The sequence below is a fragment of the Streptomyces soli genome, assembly GCF_003999195.1.
GTDB lineage: Bacteria > Actinomycetota > Actinomycetes > Streptomycetales > Streptomycetaceae > Actinacidiphila > Actinacidiphila soli.
Genome location: NZ_RJVR01000263.1, coordinates 42,507 through 59,122, shown reverse-complemented (window position 1 = coordinate 59,122; position 16,616 = coordinate 42,507). Strand labels below are relative to the sequence as shown.

The 16,616-nt window shown below is 69.7% G+C and carries 15 protein-coding genes; 6 read left to right on the top strand and 9 right to left on the bottom strand.

What is annotated here, in order from left to right; all coding sequences use genetic code 11:
- A partial coding sequence (locus EFK10_RS28180; protein WP_164836171.1) for a hypothetical protein occupies positions 1-206 on the top strand: 206 nt, incomplete at its 5' end.
- On the opposite strand, the gene EFK10_RS28175 is transcribed toward EFK10_RS28180, so the two are convergent.
- Together EFK10_RS28175 and EFK10_RS28170 are read right to left on the bottom strand one after the other, a co-directional pair.
- The gene (locus tag EFK10_RS28175) at positions 197-1,366 is read right to left on the bottom strand and encodes a glycosyltransferase (protein WP_240677511.1); all 1,170 of its coding nucleotides are present in this window, start codon (positions 1,364-1,366) and stop codon (positions 197-199) included. The genes EFK10_RS28180 and EFK10_RS28175 overlap by 10 nt on opposite strands.
- Positions 1,363-2,688 (bottom strand): glycosyltransferase family 2 protein, encoded by a 1,326-nt coding sequence (locus tag EFK10_RS28170; RefSeq protein ID WP_127358476.1) that lies wholly within the window; start codon positions 2,686-2,688, stop codon positions 1,363-1,365. The genes EFK10_RS28175 and EFK10_RS28170 overlap by 4 nt, the downstream gene beginning before the upstream one ends.
- A 337-nt stretch (positions 2,689-3,025) precedes the next feature.
- Here EFK10_RS28170 and EFK10_RS52290 point away from each other — a divergent pair, with 337 nt between their 5' ends.
- A complete protein-coding gene (locus tag EFK10_RS52290; RefSeq protein WP_265737565.1) occupies positions 3,026-4,537 on the top strand; it encodes an ArnT family glycosyltransferase in 1,512 nt (503 codons plus the stop codon).
- Between the two features lies 1 nt (position 4,538).
- On the top strand, positions 4,539-6,962 hold the full coding sequence (locus EFK10_RS28160) for a galactose oxidase early set domain-containing protein (protein ID WP_127358474.1): 2,424 nt from the start codon (positions 4,539-4,541) through the stop codon (positions 6,960-6,962).
- On the opposite strand, the gene EFK10_RS28155 is transcribed toward EFK10_RS28160, so the two are convergent.
- Together EFK10_RS28155 and trhA are read right to left on the bottom strand one after the other, a co-directional pair.
- Positions 6,959-7,231, bottom strand: a complete 273-nt coding sequence (locus tag EFK10_RS28155; protein WP_127358473.1) for an acyl-CoA-like ligand-binding transcription factor — start codon at positions 7,229-7,231, stop codon at positions 6,959-6,961. The two genes, EFK10_RS28160 and EFK10_RS28155, sit on opposite strands and share 4 nt — an antisense overlap.
- A 68-nt stretch (positions 7,232-7,299) precedes the next feature.
- On the bottom strand, positions 7,300-7,998 hold the full coding sequence (gene trhA / locus EFK10_RS28150; protein WP_127358472.1) for a PAQR family membrane homeostasis protein TrhA: 699 nt from the start codon (positions 7,996-7,998) through the stop codon (positions 7,300-7,302).
- 253 nt (positions 7,999-8,251) lie between these two features.
- Between trhA and EFK10_RS28145 the strand changes: the two genes are divergently transcribed.
- The gene (locus EFK10_RS28145) at positions 8,252-10,063 is read left to right on the top strand and encodes a phosphoenolpyruvate carboxykinase (GTP) (protein ID WP_127358471.1); all 1,812 of its coding nucleotides are present in this window, start codon (positions 8,252-8,254) and stop codon (positions 10,061-10,063) included.
- A 197-nt stretch (positions 10,064-10,260) separates the two neighbouring features.
- Here EFK10_RS28145 and EFK10_RS28140 read toward each other — a convergent pair whose 3' ends face one another.
- From EFK10_RS28140 to EFK10_RS28125, 4 genes are all read right to left on the bottom strand, one after another.
- Positions 10,261-10,677: an SCO4983 family protein gene (locus EFK10_RS28140; RefSeq protein ID WP_127358470.1), complete on the bottom strand. Its 417-nt coding sequence runs from the start codon at positions 10,675-10,677 to the stop codon at positions 10,261-10,263.
- A 68-nt stretch (positions 10,678-10,745) separates the two neighbouring features.
- On the bottom strand, positions 10,746-11,957 hold the full coding sequence (locus EFK10_RS28135; protein WP_127358469.1) for a pyridoxal phosphate-dependent aminotransferase: 1,212 nt from the start codon (positions 11,955-11,957) through the stop codon (positions 10,746-10,748).
- A gap of 10 nt (positions 11,958-11,967) precedes the next feature.
- On the bottom strand, positions 11,968-13,557 hold the full coding sequence (locus EFK10_RS28130) for an N-acyl-D-amino-acid deacylase family protein (protein WP_127358468.1): 1,590 nt from the start codon (positions 13,555-13,557) through the stop codon (positions 11,968-11,970).
- A 171-nt stretch (positions 13,558-13,728) separates the two neighbouring features.
- Positions 13,729-14,967, bottom strand: coding sequence for an amino acid deaminase (locus EFK10_RS28125; protein ID WP_240677510.1), 1,239 nt, complete (start codon positions 14,965-14,967; stop codon positions 13,729-13,731).
- Between the two features lie 107 nt (positions 14,968-15,074).
- Here EFK10_RS28125 and EFK10_RS28120 point away from each other — a divergent pair, with 107 nt between their 5' ends.
- Together EFK10_RS28120 and EFK10_RS28115 are read left to right on the top strand one after the other, a co-directional pair.
- On the top strand, positions 15,075-15,830 hold the full coding sequence (locus EFK10_RS28120; protein WP_127358466.1) for an IclR family transcriptional regulator: 756 nt from the start codon (positions 15,075-15,077) through the stop codon (positions 15,828-15,830).
- The gene (locus EFK10_RS28115; RefSeq protein WP_127358465.1) at positions 15,827-16,240 is read left to right on the top strand and encodes a RidA family protein; all 414 of its coding nucleotides are present in this window, start codon (positions 15,827-15,829) and stop codon (positions 16,238-16,240) included. Before EFK10_RS28120 ends, EFK10_RS28115 begins: the two co-directional genes overlap by 4 nt.
- Before the next feature lie 189 nt (positions 16,241-16,429).
- Here the strand turns inward: EFK10_RS28115 and EFK10_RS52285 are convergent, their stop codons facing one another.
- Positions 16,430-16,552 (bottom strand): hypothetical protein, encoded by a 123-nt coding sequence (locus tag EFK10_RS52285; protein ID WP_265737563.1) that lies wholly within the window; start codon positions 16,550-16,552, stop codon positions 16,430-16,432.
- Between the last annotated feature and the right edge of the window lie 64 nt (positions 16,553-16,616).

Sequence of the window (16,616 nt, the reverse complement as noted above, 5' to 3'; positions counted from 1 at the left end):
CCGCCGCCCTGCACCGGACGGCGCTGCTGGGGACGGCGCCGGGCGCGGTGGTGGCCGCCGGGGAGCCGGGCAGCGGCCAGTTCGCGCTGCTGGCCGACCGGCCCCTCGTCGGCGGCCGGCCGGCAGCGTACGTGTGCCGTCACTTCGTGTGCGCCGCGCCGGCCACCGACGTGGAGGTCCTGGCGGAGCAGCTGGGTCAGGCCTGACGGCGCCGGTAGAGGACCCGGTCGACGATCACGAACCGCAGGGCGAAGACCACGATGAGGCTGAGCGCGGTGGCCGGCACCGGCGGGATGCCGGCGGCGGTGACGAGGAGCGCGAGCAGCGGGATACGGACGACGAGGTCGGCGTTGCCCAGGGCGCCGAAGCTGAGCATGCGCAGGGAGCGGCGGTGCTGCCTGCGGTGGTCGCGGTAGACCAGCGAGTCGATGATCAGGAAGTTCCAGAGCAGCCCCGCCTGGTTGGCGATGATCTCGGCCGGTACGTAGTGCATGCCCGTGCCGTGGATGAGCAGCCACAGGACGGCCAGGTTGGGCAGGAAGCCGGAGGCGCCCACCAGGCCGAAGGCGATCATCCGGGCGCGGGACTCGGCGGTGCGCAGCAGGGCGAGGTGGCGCAGGAAGCGCAGGCCCTCCTTGAGGGTGGACTTGGACTCGCCGGCGAAGCGTTCGCCGAATTCGTACGGCAGTTCCGCGACCCCGCGCGGTCGGCAGCGCACCGCCAGCTCCAGCAGGATCTTGTAGCCCAGGGGGCGCAGCCCCTCACCGCTCAGGCCGCGTTCGACGGCCTCGCGGCGGATGGCGAAGAAACCGCTCATGGGGTCGGAGACGGCGTGCAGGGCGCGCGGGAAGACGGCCTTGGCCACCAGCGTCGACGCCCCGGACACCAGCATCCGGTAGCCGCCGGCGAGGCCTTGGCGGCTGCCGCCGTCGGCGTAGCGGCTGGCGACGACCAGTTCGGCGCCGGTCCGCTCACCGGCCGCGATCAACTCCGGTATCAGGCCCGGCGGATGCTGCAGGTCGGCGTCCATGACGACGATCCAGGTCGCGGTGGTGCGGGTGATGCCCTCCACGACCGCGCCGCCGAGGCCTCCGTGGGGTTCGGGTCTGTGGTGGACGGCGACGGGGATCGGGCAGCGTAGGGCCGCGTCGCGTACGACCTCGGGGGTGTTGTCGGTGGAGTCGTCCACGAAGAGCACGTCCACGGCTCCGGCGCCCGGCGCGTCAGGCGGCAGCGCGGCGCAGATCCGGGAGAGCAACTCGTCGATGTTCGCGGCCTCGTTGAAGGTCGGCACGACCAGCGAGATCGCCGGTGGTGCGGTCACGACGGCAGGGGTGGGGACGGGCAGCGGCGAGCTGGTGGTCACAGTGCCTCCTGAGGGTCGGGCCTGACTGCGGCGGGTGTGCGGCTCGGCTCGTGCTCCAGGTGGTACGCCGGCTGGTGTTCCGGCTGGTGTTCCAGGTGGGCGCCGACGTGCGAGGTCAGCTCCCAGTCCTTGCGTCCCGTGTACTCGCGCCAGACCGCCCGCACGGCTGCCGCGGCCAGGATCAGTCCGTAGACCGGGGTGCCGATGAGCAGCTTGGCGTAGTGCAGCGGTGTGATCCGGAAGCCGTACTCGCGGCCGAAGTCGTGCAGGGCGACGCACTCGAAGACCGTCATCGCGGCCATCGGCAGTACCGGCAGCCAGGCGAACAGCGAGATCGGCAGCGGGATCCCGCCGAGCAGCGCCACCAGCACGCCGAACGGGACCATGACGCCGGTGAACGCCTGGACGAAGGGCGTGGTGAGGGTCCAGCGGGCCAGGACGCGCTGCCGCACGGGCAGCCGTCGCCACTCGCCCTTGCGCAGCACCTGCAGGAAGCCCTGGTTCCAGCGGGTGCGCTGCTTGTAGAGGCCACGCAGGGAGTCCGGGGTCTCCTCGCGGGTGACCAGTGCCGCGTGGTAGGCGACCACGACCTTGGCGCCGCGGCTGGACAGGCGTACGCCGAGGTCGCAGTCCTCGGCGAGGCAGTCGCCGTCCCAGCCGCCGGTGACGCGCAGCAACTCGGCGCGTACGAAGACGGTGTTGCCGCCGAGCGGGATGAAGCCCTTGCGGGCGTGCAGGTGGAGCCGGCTGCGGAACCAGAAGAAGTACTCCAGGCAGTTGCGCAGGCTGTACCAGTTGCTGTCGTAGTTGACGAGCTGGACGCCGCCCTGGACGACGTCGGCGGAGGCGCCGCGGAAGGCGTGGTCGACGTGGGTGAGCAGCTCGCGGTGGACGATGTCCTCCGCGTCGAAGACCCCGATGATCTCGCCCCGGCAGTGCGGTAGTGCTGTGTTGAGGGCCCGGGGTTTGTTCTTGGCCTCGTGGTGGTCGGTGACGACCTTGACCCGGTCCGGGTGGTGCTCGGCGAGGCCGTGGGCGATGGCGGCGGTGCCCGGGTCGTCATGGCCGACGACGACCACCACTTCGAAGTCCGGATGGTCGATGAGCAGCATCCGCTCGATGGTGTGCGCCAGGACCTGCTCCTCGTGGCGGGCCGGGACCAGTAACGAGAAGGACAGCCGGTGTGCTCCGTCAGGTTCGGCGAAGGCGGTGGCGTCCAGGGTCTCCGGGGTGCGCCAGGCGTGCATCATCCACCAGAGCGTGACGCCGGCCGCCGCCATGAGCAGCAGCGAATCCAGTAAAAGGGCAGCGGAAATCCACATCGTTCCCCCCAGTTCATATTCCGATATTTCCCCGGGCCGGAAGCTAGCAGTCGGTTTTCCTTGGCGTCAACATGCCCCTTGGCTATGTCGCCGCCTTCAAGATCGCGGATTTTGAAGATTCACGAAAGCGGAATAAATCGTTTACGTGGAGGCAATGTGGAGACTGTGAACTTCCCGTGGACGCTCGTTCAGTTTTTCCGTCCTCTGGGGGTATGGGGGCGGGTTGGGGTGGGTTTTTAGGGGGGTATGTCCCATGGGCAGCTCGGTAATCTCCACGGAACTTCTGGTTAAGCCTTCGCTAACTCCGGATAGTGGGAAGCAGCCTGGTGGCACTGGAGTGGCTGATTCCAGAAAATTCCGATGGCCGAATTTCGCGTTTCCGGCGCTAGCACTGTCGCTGATCGTTTCCTTACGGGCCTGGAATATCGGCCGCAGTCCCTTCCCGAATGACGACGAGGGAACATATCTCGCGCAGGCGTGGGCGGTCGGGCACGGGGTGGGGCTGGCCCACTACACGTACTGGTACGACCACCCGCCGTTCGGCTGGATCCAGCTCAGCTGGCTGGCCTGGCTCCCGGCCTGGCTGGCCCCGGACCTGCCCACCTTCGTCCAGGGCCGGATCGCGATGCTGCCGGTCGCCGCGGCCGGCGCGCTGCTCGTCCACCTCGTCGCCCGGCGCGTCGGTCTCGGCCGGCCCGCCGCCCTCGGCGCGATGCTGCTCTACGGGCTGTCGCCGCTGGCGGTCACCCTGAACCGCCAGATCTACCTCGACAACTTCGCCGTGGTGTGGGCGCTGGCCGCCTTCGCGCTGGCGCTGTCACCGCGCCGGCATCTGTGGCACCACGTGGCGTCCGGGGCCTGCCTGGCGGCGGCGGTGCTGTCCAAGGAGACCATCGTGGTCGTCCTGCCGGCCCTGCTGTACGCGCTCTGGCACGGCAGCCACCCGCGCACCCGCACCTTCTCCTTCGCCGGCTTCGCCTCGGGGCTCGCCCTGACGGGCATGTTCTATCCGCTCTACGCCGTCCTCAAGGGCGAGTTGTTCCCCGGCGCCGGCCACGTCTCGCTGATCGGCTCGCTGGGCTTCCAGCTCGGCAGCCGGGCCGGCACCGGCTCGATGTTCCAGCCCGGCACCGAGGCCCACGCCCTGCTCAACGAGTGGCTGGCCGCCGACCCCGTGCTCATCCTCGGCGGCAGCGCCGCCGTGCTGGCGGCCCTGACCGTGCGCCGGCTGCGTCCCATCGCGTTCGCCGCCCTGATCCTGGTCGCCGTCGCCGCGCGGCCCGGCGGCTACCTGCCGAAGATGTACGTCATCCAGCTGCTGCCCTTCCTCGCCATCGCCCTCGCCGGGATCGCCCAGGCCGCCGTCCGCGCCCTGCCCGGCGGCCGCGTCCCGCGCATCGCGGCGGTGGTCACCGTCCTCGCCACCGCGGCCGCCCTGCTCGGCCCGGTCTGGTACCAGGGGGACCGCGACGCCGTACGCACCAACGACACCACCGTCTACTACGACGCGGCCCGCTGGCTGCGCGACGGCCACATAGCCGACCCCGCGCACACCCGCATCGTCACCGACGGCGTGCTGTGGCTGGACGCCGTCGACGCCGGCTTCACACCGGGGACCGGGGTCATCTGGCACTACAAGCTCGACCAGGACCCGGCCATCGAGAAGACCCTTCCGCACGGCTGGCGCGATATCGACTACGTCGTCTCCACCCCGGCCCTGCGCGGCGAGCGCAAGAACCTGCCGACCGTAGAGGCCCTGCTGGACCACTCCAAGCCCGTGGCCACCTTCGGCGAGGGCAACGGCCGGATCGACATCCTGCGGACCGACAACACCAAGGCGGTGCGCTGACATGACCCGCAGCCGTAGCGAAGGCCACAGACGACGCCTGCGCCTGGTCGTCGCCACCGTACTGTTCTCGCTGCTCACCGTCGGACTCGCGCTCAGCCCCGAGGCGCCGGTCGCGCACGCCGCCGTCAACCTCGTGACCAACCCCGGCCTGGAGACCGTCGACCCCGCCACCGGCTTCCCCAGCTGCTTCGAGAAGTCCGGCTACGGCGACAACGACTCCACCTTCACCGTGACCGGGGCCTCCGGCGCCCACGGTGGCGCCCACGCCGTCGAGATCGGCATCACCCGGCTCACCTCCGGCGACCGTAAGACGATGATGCTGGAGAACGGCTGCGCACCGGCAGTCGCCCCGGACCACCAGTACGACCTGTCGCTCTGGTACCGGACGACCTCCGCGAACAGCGTGATCACCTTGTTCCGGCACGACACCACCGACGGCTGGGTCTTCTGGACCGACCTCAACACCCTCGCGGTGACCAGCACTTACCAGCGCGCCGAGGTCCGCACCCCCGCCGTCCCGGCCGGCACCGACCGGATCACCTGGGGCGCCACCCTCTACGGCACCGGCACCCTCGCCACCGACGACTACTCGATGGTCGACGCCACCGTGCCCGACCCGGGGCCCGACCCCTGCACCACCGACCCCAACGGACCGGCCTGCGTCGGCAAGTGGCAGGTCGTCGAGATGCCCTCGCCGGTCCGCGCCATCCACTCCGTCCTGCTGCGCAACGGCAAGGTGCTGATGATCGCGGGATCGGGCAACGACCGCGACGCCTTCGCCGCCGGCACCTTCAAGACCACCGTCTTCGACCCGGTGAACTACACCTACACCGACGTGCCCACCCCCGCCGACTTCTTCTGCGCGGGACATGTGCAACTCCAGGACGGCAGAGTCCTGGTGCTGGGCGGCAACAAGGACTACGCCTCGGCCGACGGCACCGTCGGTTACAAGGGACTGAAGACCAGTTACGTCTTCGACCCGGAGACCATGACCTACACCCGCACCAACGACATGATCGCCGGTCACTGGTACCCCTCCGCCACCGAGATGGGCAACGGCGACGTGGTCGCCCTCGGCGGCCTCGACGAGAACGCCGCCGGCACCGTCATCAACGAGCGCTTCGACTACGCCTCCGGCACCTGGAAGGGCTGCTGCGACAAGCAGACCTGGAGCTTCTGGGGCCTGTACCCGGCCGCGATCCTGCTCCAGGACGGCCGCCTCTTCTACTCCGGCAGCCATGTCTTCGGTGTCGGCCTGTCCGGCACCGGCGCGTCGGTCTACAACTACGACACCGGCACCATCACCGACGTACCCGGCCTTCGCAAGAAGGACGAACGCGACCAGTCGATGTCCGTACTCCTGCCACCCGCCCAGTCCCAGAAGGTGCTGACCATCGGCGGCGGCAACCACACCGTCGCGCCCGACGCGCACCGCCTCACCGACCTGATCGACCTCACCGCCGCCTCGCCCTCGTACGTGGCCGGGCCCGATCTCCCGCAGGGCACCTACGCCGACGGCACCGCCCAGACCGGCGCCGAGGGCAAGGTCTACGTCTCCGCGGTGATCCTGCCCGACGGCAAGGTGCTGGAGACCGGCGGCGCCCTGCACACCTACCGCGAGGACCCGGTCTTCGAGGCCTCGACGTACGACCCTGTGAGCAATACCTTCCACGCCGGCCTGGCCACCGACCCGGTGCCGCGCACCTACCACTCCTCGGCGCTGCTGCTGCCCGACGGCCGGGTGCTCACCGTCGGCAACAATCCCGGCGACGGCTCCTTCGACCGCCGCATCTCCATCTACTCGCCGCCGTACCTCTTCCGTGGCGACCGGCCCCAGATCACCTCGGTGGCCTCGACCCAGTGGTCGTACGGCTCGACTCAGCGCATCACCGTGGACCGTACGGTCACCAAGGCCTCGCTGATCCGTCCGGCGGCCGTCACCCACTCCTCCGACCCCAACCAGCGCTACGTCGACCTGCCGATGACCGTCGACGGCAACACCGTCGACCTGGGCCTCACCAGCAATCCCAACATCGCCCCGCCGGGCTGGTACATGCTCCAGGTCGTCGACGCCGCCGGAGTCCCGTCGACCTCCACCTGGGTCCAGATCGGCGGAGCCCCGACCGCCGCCGCACACGTCCAGCCCTTCGCCGACGACCTCGCCACGGCGAAGCCCGCCAAGAAGAAACCGGCCAAGACCAAGGGCGTCAAGGTCCCCGCGGGCTACGACGGCTGTGACCACGTCTACGGCAAGATCAGCCAGTGCGTGCCCTGGACCTTCCCGGCCATGGCGAAGGCCGAGCGCTGCGACTGGCTCGCCGGGCACAAACTCGCCGCCCTGAAGGTCAATGGCCGCGACCGGCTCGGGCTCGACACCAACAAGGACGGCACGGCCTGCGGGCGTGGCGACGTGGGGGTGAACTAGCCGGCCGGCCGGTCGGAGAAGTTAGCGGAGAGCAGCCCCGGAGTGCGGTCCAGGAGGTCGGCGAGGTCCTGGTGGGGCTGCTCGGCGACCCAGGTGATGATGGCCTCGCTCCAGGCGGCGAGGAGGGCGGCCACGACGATCCGGATCTCGAGGTCGTCGGCCGCCCTTCCGTCCCGCTCGGCGAGTGCCTGGCTCATCACTCCGCAGGCCACGGCCACGTTCTCGCCCATCCGGGCGCGGATGGCCGGGACGTCACGGGCCAGCCGCATCCGCTGGATCATGCGAAAGCCCCGCCCCCGGACTTCCGGGAGCGGGGCTCAGCGTGGCGGCTCGGGACTTACGAGTGCGTGTACGCCACCAGTGAGATGCCCACGTAGTGCACTACGAAGGCCGCCAGTGTGAGGGAGTGGAACACCTCATGGAAGCCGAACCACTGCGGCGACGGGTTCGGCCGCTTGGTGCCGTAGATCACCGCACCCGCGCTGTAGAGCAGGCCGCCGACGACGATCAGGACCATGACGGCGATGCCGCCCGTGCGCATGAAGTCGGGCAGGAAGAAGACCGCCGCCCAGCCGAGCGCGATGTAGCAGGGGGTGTAGAGCCAGCGCGGTGCGCCGACCCAGAAGACCCGGAACGCAATCCCGGCCAGGGCTCCGATCCAGACCATCCACAGCAGTATGTCCTGCTGGCCGCCGTCGAGCAGAAGGATCGTGAGCGGTGTATACGTTCCGGCAATAATCAGGAAAATATTTGCGTGGTCCAGGCGGCGCAGCACCGCCTCGCCGCGTGGGCCCCAGTTCCCGCGGTGGTACAGGGCGCTGACCCCGAAAAGCGCGCATGCTGTGACAGTGAAGACCGCGCAGGCGATCCGGCCTCTGGTGCTCTCGGCGAAGGCTGTCAGCGTGACGCCGGCAATGAGGACCGCCGGGAACATTCCGGCATGCAGCCACCCTCTGAGCTTGGGCTTTATGGGGTGGGGCAAGGCGAGCTCTGCTACGTCAGGGGTCACAGCGGAAGTCTGGTCGACCTTCGTCATGGGGTCAATGCTAGCTACTCCACCGTAGGTTACGGCTCCGTAGGTTCCAGTGTTACGAGTGGCGATGCTCACGCATCGTGCCCTGGACAGATCTCGTTTCCTATCCTGATACTCATATGAGTGCGGACGGCACCGGATGAGCATCCCACGAAGCGGCATCCGGGTCGCAGCCCCCAAGGGGCCGACAACAGCAGCTCAACACCCTCAAACAACACACGCCAGGTGAGTGCACACCAGGCGGATCGGAGCGATCGTGGCGCGCGTCAAAGCGGCTCCCACCAATCACAAGAAGCTGGTCGCATGGGTCGGCGAGATAGCCGAGCTGACCCAGCCTGACGAGATCGTGTGGTGCGACGGCTCGGAGGACGAGTACCAGCGCCTCGCCGCTGAACTCGTTGAAAAGGGCACGTTCAAGAAGCTCGATCCGATCAAGCGTCCCAACTCGTACTACGCCGCCTCCGACCCGACGGACGTCGCTCGCGTCGAGGACCGTACGTTCATCTGCTCCGAGAAGGAGGAGGATGCGGGCCCGACCAACCACTGGAAGCACCCCGACGAGATGCGCGACGTCTTCGCCGGCGAGAAGGGCCTGTTCCACGGCTCCATGCGCGGGCGCACGATGTACGTCGTCCCCTTCTGCATGGGCCCGCTGGGCTCGGAGCTCTCCGCCATCGGTGTCGAGATCACCGACTCCGCGTACGTCGCCACCGCCATGCGCACCATGACCCGCATGGGCCAAGAGGTGCTGGACCAGCTCGGCGAGGACGGCTTCTTCGTCAGGGCCGTGCACAGCGTCGGCGCCCCGCTCGCCGAGGGCGAGGCCGACGTGCCGTGGCCCTGCAACTCCACCAAGTACATCTCGCACTTCCCCGAGGCCCGCGAGATCTGGTCGTACGGCTCCGGCTACGGCGGCAACGCCCTGCTCGGCAAGAAGTGCTACGCGCTGCGCATCGCCTCGGTGATGGCGCGCGACGAGGGCTGGCTCGCCGAGCACATGCTCATCCTCAAGCTCACTCCGCCGCGCGGCGACGCCAAGTACGTTGCCGCCGCCTTCCCGAGCGCGTGCGGCAAGACCAACCTCGCCATGCTGGAGCCCACCATCTCCGGCTGGACCGTGGAAACCATCGGCGACGACATCGCCTGGATGCGCTTCGGCGAGGACGGCCGCCTCTACGCGATCAACCCCGAGGCCGGCTTCTTCGGCGTCGCGCCGGGCACCGGCGAGGCCACCAACGCCAACGCCATCAAGACCCTCTGGGGCAACTCGGTCTTCACCAACGTCGCCCTCACCGACGACAACGACATCTGGTGGGAGGGCCTCACCGAGGAGCTCCCCGCCCACCTCACCGACTGGAAGGGCAACGACTGGACGCCGGAGTCCGGCACCCCGGCCGCCCACCCCAACGCCCGCTTCACCACCCCGGCGGGGCAGTGCCCGATCATCGCGCCCGAGTGGGAGGACCCCAAGGGCGTGCCGATCTCGGCGATTCTGTTCGGCGGCCGGCGCGCCTCCGCCGTACCGCTGGTGACCGAGTCCTTCGACTGGCAGCACGGCGTCTTCCTCGGCGCCAACGTCGCCAGCGAGAAGACGGCGGCCGCTGAGGGCAAGGTCGGCGAGCTGCGCCGCGACCCCTTCGCCATGCTGCCGTTCTGCGGCTACAACATGGGCGACTACTTCGGCCACTGGGTCAAGCTGGGCCAGGAGCACGACGCGGCCAAGCTGCCCAAGATCTACTACGTCAACTGGTTCCGCAAGGACGCCGAGGGCCGCTTCGTGTGGCCCGGTTTCGGCGAGAACAGCCGTGTCCTGAAGTGGATCGTCGACCGCCTCAACGGCCGGGCCGAGGGAGTCGAGACCCCCATCGGCATCCTCCCGGCCGAGGGCGCCCTCGACACCGACGGCCTGGACATCTCCCAGGAGGACCTGGACCTGCTGCTGTCGGTCGACCTGGACGTCTGGCGCGACGAGGCCTCGCTCATCCCCTCCCACCTGGAGACCTTCGGCGACCACACGCCCAAGGAGCTGTGGGACGAGTACCGCGCGCTGGTCGCGCGGCTCGGCTGACGCTGACCCGAATTCGGGCCGCCCAACCTTCACCTGCGCGTGCGGCGCGGGGCGGCGGCCCGATGGCGCGGCACAGCCAACCGGCAGGGAGACCCCGACCCTGACCCTCTGCCGGACAGGCTGAGCCAACCCTCAAGCGGAAGGCCCGAGGCGCATGCCTCGGGCCTTCCGGCCTTCCGCTGAGTGGGTTCAGGCGTTCAGGCCGCCGCGGCAAGCGCGGCGTCGTGGGCGTCGAGGCGCTGCGCGGCCAGCACCGCGCTGGCCGTGTCCTGGCGGGATGCCGCGACGACGAGGGCCCGCCCGGCCAGTGCCTGGGCACGCCGGTGCAGCGCGGCGATACGGTCCGGGGTGGCCGCGACCGCGGTCGCCGGCGGCAGCCGGGCCGGCGTGACGCCGTTGCGCAACCGCTCCACGCACTCGGCGAGCTGCTCGGCCGCGCTGCCGAGGTCGTCGCCCGGGGCGAGGGCGCGTAGCTCGTCCGTGACGGTGAGCAGCGCCGCGAGGTGACCGGCGAGCTGGAAGTCCAGCTCCTCGCCGCGGCTGCGTCGCGGGGTTGCCGGAGTCGACGTGGCCGCCACGCTGTGTACCGATTTGGTGCGTATCGGTTCGTACATGGATGCACTCCTCCTGCGTTCAGGAGCACATCCTAACTTAGACATCGTCTAAAAACGAGAGCTTCAAGCTACGGCTGGCTGTAACCGTCCAGGAAGTTTCCGATCTTGGTGACCGCCTCCGTCAGATCCTCCTTGCTCGGCAGCGTCACCAGCCGGAAGTGATCCGGCTCCGGCCAGTTGAAGCCCGTGCCCTGCACCACGAGGATCCGCTCCGACCGCAGCAGGTCCAGCACCATCTGCTGGTCGTCCTTGATCTTGAACACCTTCGGGTCCAGCCTCGGAAACGCGTACAGCGCGCCCTTCGGCTTCACACACGTCACACCCGGGATCTGCGTCAGCAGGTCGTACGCCACATCCCGCTGCTCCACCAGCCGCCCGCCCGGCAGCACCAGATCCTTGATCGACTGCCGCCCGCCGAGCGCCGTCGCCACCGCGTGCTGCGCCGGGACGTTCGCGCACAGCCGCATGTTGGCGAGGATCGTCAGCCCTTCGAGATAGCTCGACGCGTGGGCCTTCGGGCCGCAGACCGCCAGCCAGCCGCTGCGGTAGCCGGCGACCCGGTAGGCCTTGGAGAGGCCGTTGAAGGTGAGCGTCAGGAGGTCGGGGGCGATGACCGTGGTGGGGGTGTGGGTGGCGTCGTCGTACAGGATCTTGTCGTAGATCTCGTCGCTGCAGACGATCAGATTGTGGCGGCGGGCGATGTCCGTCAGCTCGCGCAACAGCTGGTCGTCGTAGACCGCGCCCGTCGGGTTGTTCGGGTTGATGACGACCAGAGCCTTGGTCCGGTCGGTGATCTTCCGCTCGATGTCCGCCAGGTCCGGATACCAGTCCGCCTGCTCGTCGCAGCGGTAGTGGACCGGCGTCCCGCCGGAAAGTGAGACCGCCGCCGTCCACAGCGGATAGTCCGGCGACGGGATCAGCACCTCGTCCCCGTCGTCCAGCAGCGCCTGCATCGACATCTGGATCAGCTCGGACACGCCGTTCCCGAGGAAGATGTCCTCGACGCCGAGGTCCACGCCCTTGGTCTGGTAGTGCTGCATCACCGCCCGCCGCGCCGGAAGGATGCCCTTCGAGTCGCCGTAGCCATGCGCCCCGCCCAGGCTGCGCAGCATGTCCTCGAGGATCTCCGGCGGGCACTCGAACCCGAACGCCGCCGGATTGCCCGTGTTCAGCTTCAGAATGCGATGGCCCGTCGCCTCGAGCCGCATCGCCTCCTCCAACACCGGACCCCGGATGTCGTAGCAGACGTTGGAGAGCTTCGTGGACTGGATCACCTGCATGTCTGGGAGCTTACGGCGACGAAACCGCCCGCGCATCGTGCTTTTGGCCACCTCGGCGCACCGTGCGTCCCGCGAGTACGTCGGTGCGGCGGCCGTCTTCGATGACGAAGTGGCCGTTGATGAGGACGTGGGGGATGCCGCGGGGGAGGGTGCGGGGGTGGTCGAAGGTGGAGCCGGCATCGACTGTCTGGGGGTCGAAGAGGACTAGGTCGGCGCGGTAGCCCGGGCGGATGAGGCCGCGGTCGGGGAGGCGGAGGCGGGCGGCGGGGCGGCCGGTGAGGTGGGCGATGCAGGCTTCGAGGGTGAGGATGCCGAGGTCGCGGGTGTAGTGGCCGAGGTAGCGGGGGAAGGTGCCGTAAGCGCGGGGGTGGGGCTTGTCGCCGGTGAGGAGGCCGTCGGAGCCGGCGGTGTGGGCGGGGTGGCGCATGATCGAGCGGACGTTTTCCTCGTGGCCGACGTGCTGGAGGATCGTGGGGCCGAGGTGGTCGTCGAGGAGGAGCCTGCGGGCGGTCGCGAAGTCCGGGATGCGGCGGCCGACGTACGAGGAGAAGGCCGAGTCGGTCACTCCGGAGATCTCGATGGTCGACCAGTCCATCGGCACGCCGTGGCAGCCGTCCGAACCCACGACCTCCATCGCGTGGCGGATGCGCGCCGCCGTCAGCTCGTCCCGCAGCCGGGCGAGGGTCGCCTCCGGGCCGCCCTCCGTCGCCCAGCTCGGCAGCATCGCCGCGAGCGTCGTGGAGCCGGGGAGGTAGGGATACGTGTCCAGGGTGACGTCCGCGCCCTCCGCCAGGGCGCGGTCGAGCAGCGCGATCAGCTCGGGGGCGCGGGCCTTGTTCTCGTCGAAGTTCATGGTGGCGTGAGCCAGGTGCAGGGCGCAGCCCGCGTTCTTGGTGACGGTGAGCATCTCTTCGTACGCCTGGAGGGCGCCGGCGCCGTAACTGCGGTGGTGGGGGCAGTAGTAGCCACCGTAGGCGGCCACCACGCGGCACAGCTCGGTCAGTTCGGCGTCGGAGGCGTACATACCGGGGGTGTAGGTGAGGCCGGAGGACATCCCGGCGGCGCCCTGGGCGAGGCCTTCGGCGACCAGTTCCTTCATGCGGGCGAGCTCGGACGCTGTCGCCGGGCGGTCCTCCCAGCCGACCGCGAGCATGCGGACGGTGCCCTGCGGGACGAGGTAGGCGGCGTTGACGGCGATGCCCTGCCGGTCGAGGCGGTCCAGGTATTCGCCGACGGTGCGCCAGTCGTAGTCCAGGCCGGGCGGGTCGCCGTTCCACCCGATGATCTGGCGTCGGACCTCGGCGAGGGTGCGGTCGTCGACGGGGGCGTACGACAGGCCGTCCTGGCCGATCACTTCGAGGGTGACGCCTTGTGCGGCCTTCGCCTCGTGGGCGGGGTCCGTGAGGAGGGCGAGGTCGCTGTGGGCGTGCATGTCGATGAAGCCGGGGGAGAGGGCGAGGCCTTGCCCGTCGATGACGCGTCGACCGGTCGTCACCCGGCCGATCTCGGCGATCCGGCCTTCGCTGATGCCGACGTCTGCGCGGTAGGACGGGCCGCCGGTGCCGTCGATGACGCGGGCGTCTCGGATGACCAGGTCCATGGCGTGCGCCTCGTGGGTCGGTGGTTGCGGGTGCGTGGGCGGCTGCGGGCCGTGGCCGGGTTGTGCCAGCCTGTTCCTCCCCCAGACTTCGTCCGGTGGGGGTCCCCCACCCAAACGAAGGTTTGGGGGAGAGCCCGGTTTCCGGAAGGGGCGGGGGGGAGAACGCCCAGGTCAGAAGAACGTGCGGATGTAGTCCGTGACCGTGCCGTCCGGGTCGACCTGGGGAATGAGCTGCCATTTGTCGAAGGCCGTGCAGGGATGGGAGAGCCCAAGGGCGACCCAGTCGCCGACCTGCACGTCAGTCCCCGGCGCGACAGCGACGAACGCATGCTGGTCGGCGAGTTTGGTGACCGTGAGGCCGTCCGCGGGAAGGAGCGTGCCGTCGGGGCGGCGGATGAGCTGCGGGACGGGGAGGTCGAGGTCGTAGGGGGCGTCGCGTTTGCCGGCGTTGAGGAGGGCGAGGGTGGGTTCGGGGCGGGAGAGAACCTGGGTCCAGAGGCGGAGGGCGGGTTCGAGGGAGCCCTTGTCGGGGATGCGGTCGTGGAAGGGGGTGAGGCCGCGGTAGTGGACGTCGTCGTGGCTGACGTAGGCACCGGAGCGCAGCAGCTTCAGCACCGGCTTTGACAGGCCGCCGCCGACCGGCTCGAACGCCTCCGCGACGAGGTCGAACCACTCGCTGCCGCCGGCGCTCAGCACGATCTCCTCCGCGTCCGCGAAGCGCCCCTCCGCATCGAACCGCTCCGCCAGGGCGACGAGTTCGCCCAGCCACCTGCGCACGTCCGGCGCCGTGGACTCGTAGCCCGCGACGCCGACCAGCCGCAGCTGCCGGGCCCCGGCGACCGCGTCGGCGACCAGGGCCGCGGTGTCGGCGTCACGCACGCCCGTACGGCCGCCGTCCACGCCGAGTTCCACGACGACATCGACGCGCCGGGTCAGCGCGGCGTCCATCAGCTCGACACCCCGCACGGAGTCGACGTAACAGACGAAGCGGAAGCCCGGGTCGGCGTCGAGCTCGGCGGAGAGCCAGCGCAGCGCGGCCGCGTCGACCAGTTCGTTGGCCAGGAAGATCCGCTGGATGCCGTACGCGCGGTAGACCCGCACCTGGTGCGGCACGGCGGCGGTGATACCCCACCCGCCGTGTGCGAGCTGCCGTTCGAAGAGCTGCGGGGCCATGGAGGTCTTGCCGTGAGGGGCGAAGGCGAGGCCGTACGCGCGGGCGTACGAGGCGAGTTGGGTGAGGTTGTGCTCCAGGGCGGGGGCGGAGAGCGTCAGCAGCGGGGTGGTGAAGCCGCCATCGAACAGGGAGCGGCGCTCGGCGGCGAGCTGGCGCACCGTCAGGCCCGCCGCGTCCGGCGGCAGCCCCTTGAAGCGGTGGTCGACGCGCTCGTCGTACAGCTCTTCGGCGGCCAAGAAAACCTCCCGTTGCAAGATGTGCAATGAGCGTTGCGTACCGTGTTCCACGTTGTCTAACATCCTGGCCAGCGCCGGGTCAACGGCGAGAACGGACGGGCGACGGCATGAGCCAGACAGTGGACCGCGCGCTGCGCATCCTGCCCCTGCTCGCCGAGGGCCCGGCCAGTCTGGCCGAGGTGGCGGCCCACCTGGACGTCCACAAGTCCACCGCGCTGCGCCTGCTGCACACCCTCCACGAGCACGGCATGGTCTACCGCCAGGACGACCAGCGCTACCGCCTCGGCGCCCGCCTCTTCGGCCTCGCGCAGCAGGCGATGGAGAGCCTCGACGTACGCGGCATCGCCCACCCGCACCTCGTGGCGCTCAACGAGAGGACCGGCCACACCGTCCACCTCGCCGTCCACGAGGAGGGCGAGGTGGTGGTCTACATTGACAAGGTCGAGAGCCGCTACCCGGTCCGCATGTACTCGCGGATCGGCAAGCCGGTCGCGATAACCGTCGCCGCCGTCGCCAAGCTGCTGCTGGCCGACGTGCCGGAAGCCGAGCGCCGCGCCTTCGCCGAGCGCCTGGACTACCCGCGCTACACCGCCAAGTCCACTCCGGACGCCGACGCCTACCTCGCCGAGCTGGCCCGGGTACGCGAGCAGGGCTGGGCCACCGACCTCGGGGGGCACGAGGAGTCCATCAACTGCCTGGCCGCACCCATCCACGGCGCCGACGGCCGGGTCGCGGCGGCCTGTTCCATCTCCGCGCCGAACGTCGTCGTAGGCGCCGACGAACTGCTGACACTGCGCCCGCTGGTGCTCCGTACAGCGGAGGCCATCAGCCGGGAGCTCTCCGGAAAGGAAGAAGACGTATGAGCGGTAAGAGCGACAAGACCGCGATCACCCCGTCCACCCACACCCCGCCCCCCGCGAAGTTCTCGCACGGCGTCCGCAAGGGCAACATCCTGCAGGTCGCCGGACAGGTGGGCTTCGGCCCGGCCGCAGAGGGGCAGGCCTCCACGCCGGTCGGCCCGGGCCTGCGTGAGCAGACGCTGCAGACCCTCGCCAACGTGCAGTCGGTCCTGGAGACGGGCGGCGCGACGTGGGAGGACGTCGTCATGATCCGCGTCTACCTCACTGACACCGCGCACTTCGCCGAACTCAACGAGATCTACAACGACTTCTTCGCGGACCTGAAGAGCGCCCCGGCCGCCCGCACCACCGTCTACGTCGGCCTGCCGGCAGGCCTGCTCATCGAGATCGACGCACTCGCCGTCCTCGACTGACCCCCAGCAGGCCCAGTTCGGCCGGCGCTCGCTTCGGCATCGGGCGTGGATCGAGCTGGTCGAGCGGCTCGGCTACGGCGGACGGTGGGGCGCGCACGGCGGCGACGTCGGGTCGCTCGAGGATGCCCGGTCCGGAGCCTGGGAGAAGGAGGAGCAGAACACCGTCCCGACCTGCGTCGCCGTCTTCTCTCACGACTTCCTGCCGGTCCGGACCTTCACGGAGCGGGCCAACAACATCGTCCACTGGTCGGAGTTCGAGGAGGGTGGCCACTTCTCAGCGATGGAGAAGCCGGAGCTGCTGACGCAGGACATCCGGGCTCCTCCGCGGCTTGCGCTGATGGCCGCCGGGCGGGCGGATCCGCTCACGCCCGTCCGG

Bases quoted from the DNA above. Each gene is read 5' to 3' on its own strand.
- EFK10_RS28170 (WP_127358476.1), bottom strand. From the start codon at position 2,688: ATGTGGATTTCCGCTGCCCTTTTACTGGATTCGCTGCTGCTCATGGCG.
- EFK10_RS28160 (WP_127358474.1), top strand. From the start codon at position 4,539: ATGACCCGCAGCCGTAGCGAAGGCCACAGACGACGCCTGCGCCTGGTC.
- EFK10_RS28155 (WP_127358473.1), bottom strand. From the start codon at position 7,231: ATGCGGCTGGCCCGTGACGTCCCGGCCATCCGCGCCCGGATGGGCGAG.
- trhA (WP_127358472.1), bottom strand. From the start codon at position 7,998: ATGACGAAGGTCGACCAGACTTCCGCTGTGACCCCTGACGTAGCAGAG.
- EFK10_RS28140 (WP_127358470.1), bottom strand. From the start codon at position 10,677: ATGTACGAACCGATACGCACCAAATCGGTACACAGCGTGGCGGCCACG.
- EFK10_RS28135 (WP_127358469.1), bottom strand. From the start codon at position 11,957: ATGCAGGTGATCCAGTCCACGAAGCTCTCCAACGTCTGCTACGACATC.
- EFK10_RS28130 (WP_127358468.1), bottom strand. From the start codon at position 13,557: ATGGACCTGGTCATCCGAGACGCCCGCGTCATCGACGGCACCGGCGGC.
- EFK10_RS28120 (WP_127358466.1), top strand. From the start codon at position 15,075: ATGAGCCAGACAGTGGACCGCGCGCTGCGCATCCTGCCCCTGCTCGCC.
- EFK10_RS28115 (WP_127358465.1), top strand. From the start codon at position 15,827: ATGAGCGGTAAGAGCGACAAGACCGCGATCACCCCGTCCACCCACACC.
- EFK10_RS52285 (WP_265737563.1), bottom strand. From the start codon at position 16,552: ATGTCCTGCGTCAGCAGCTCCGGCTTCTCCATCGCTGAGAAGTGGCCA.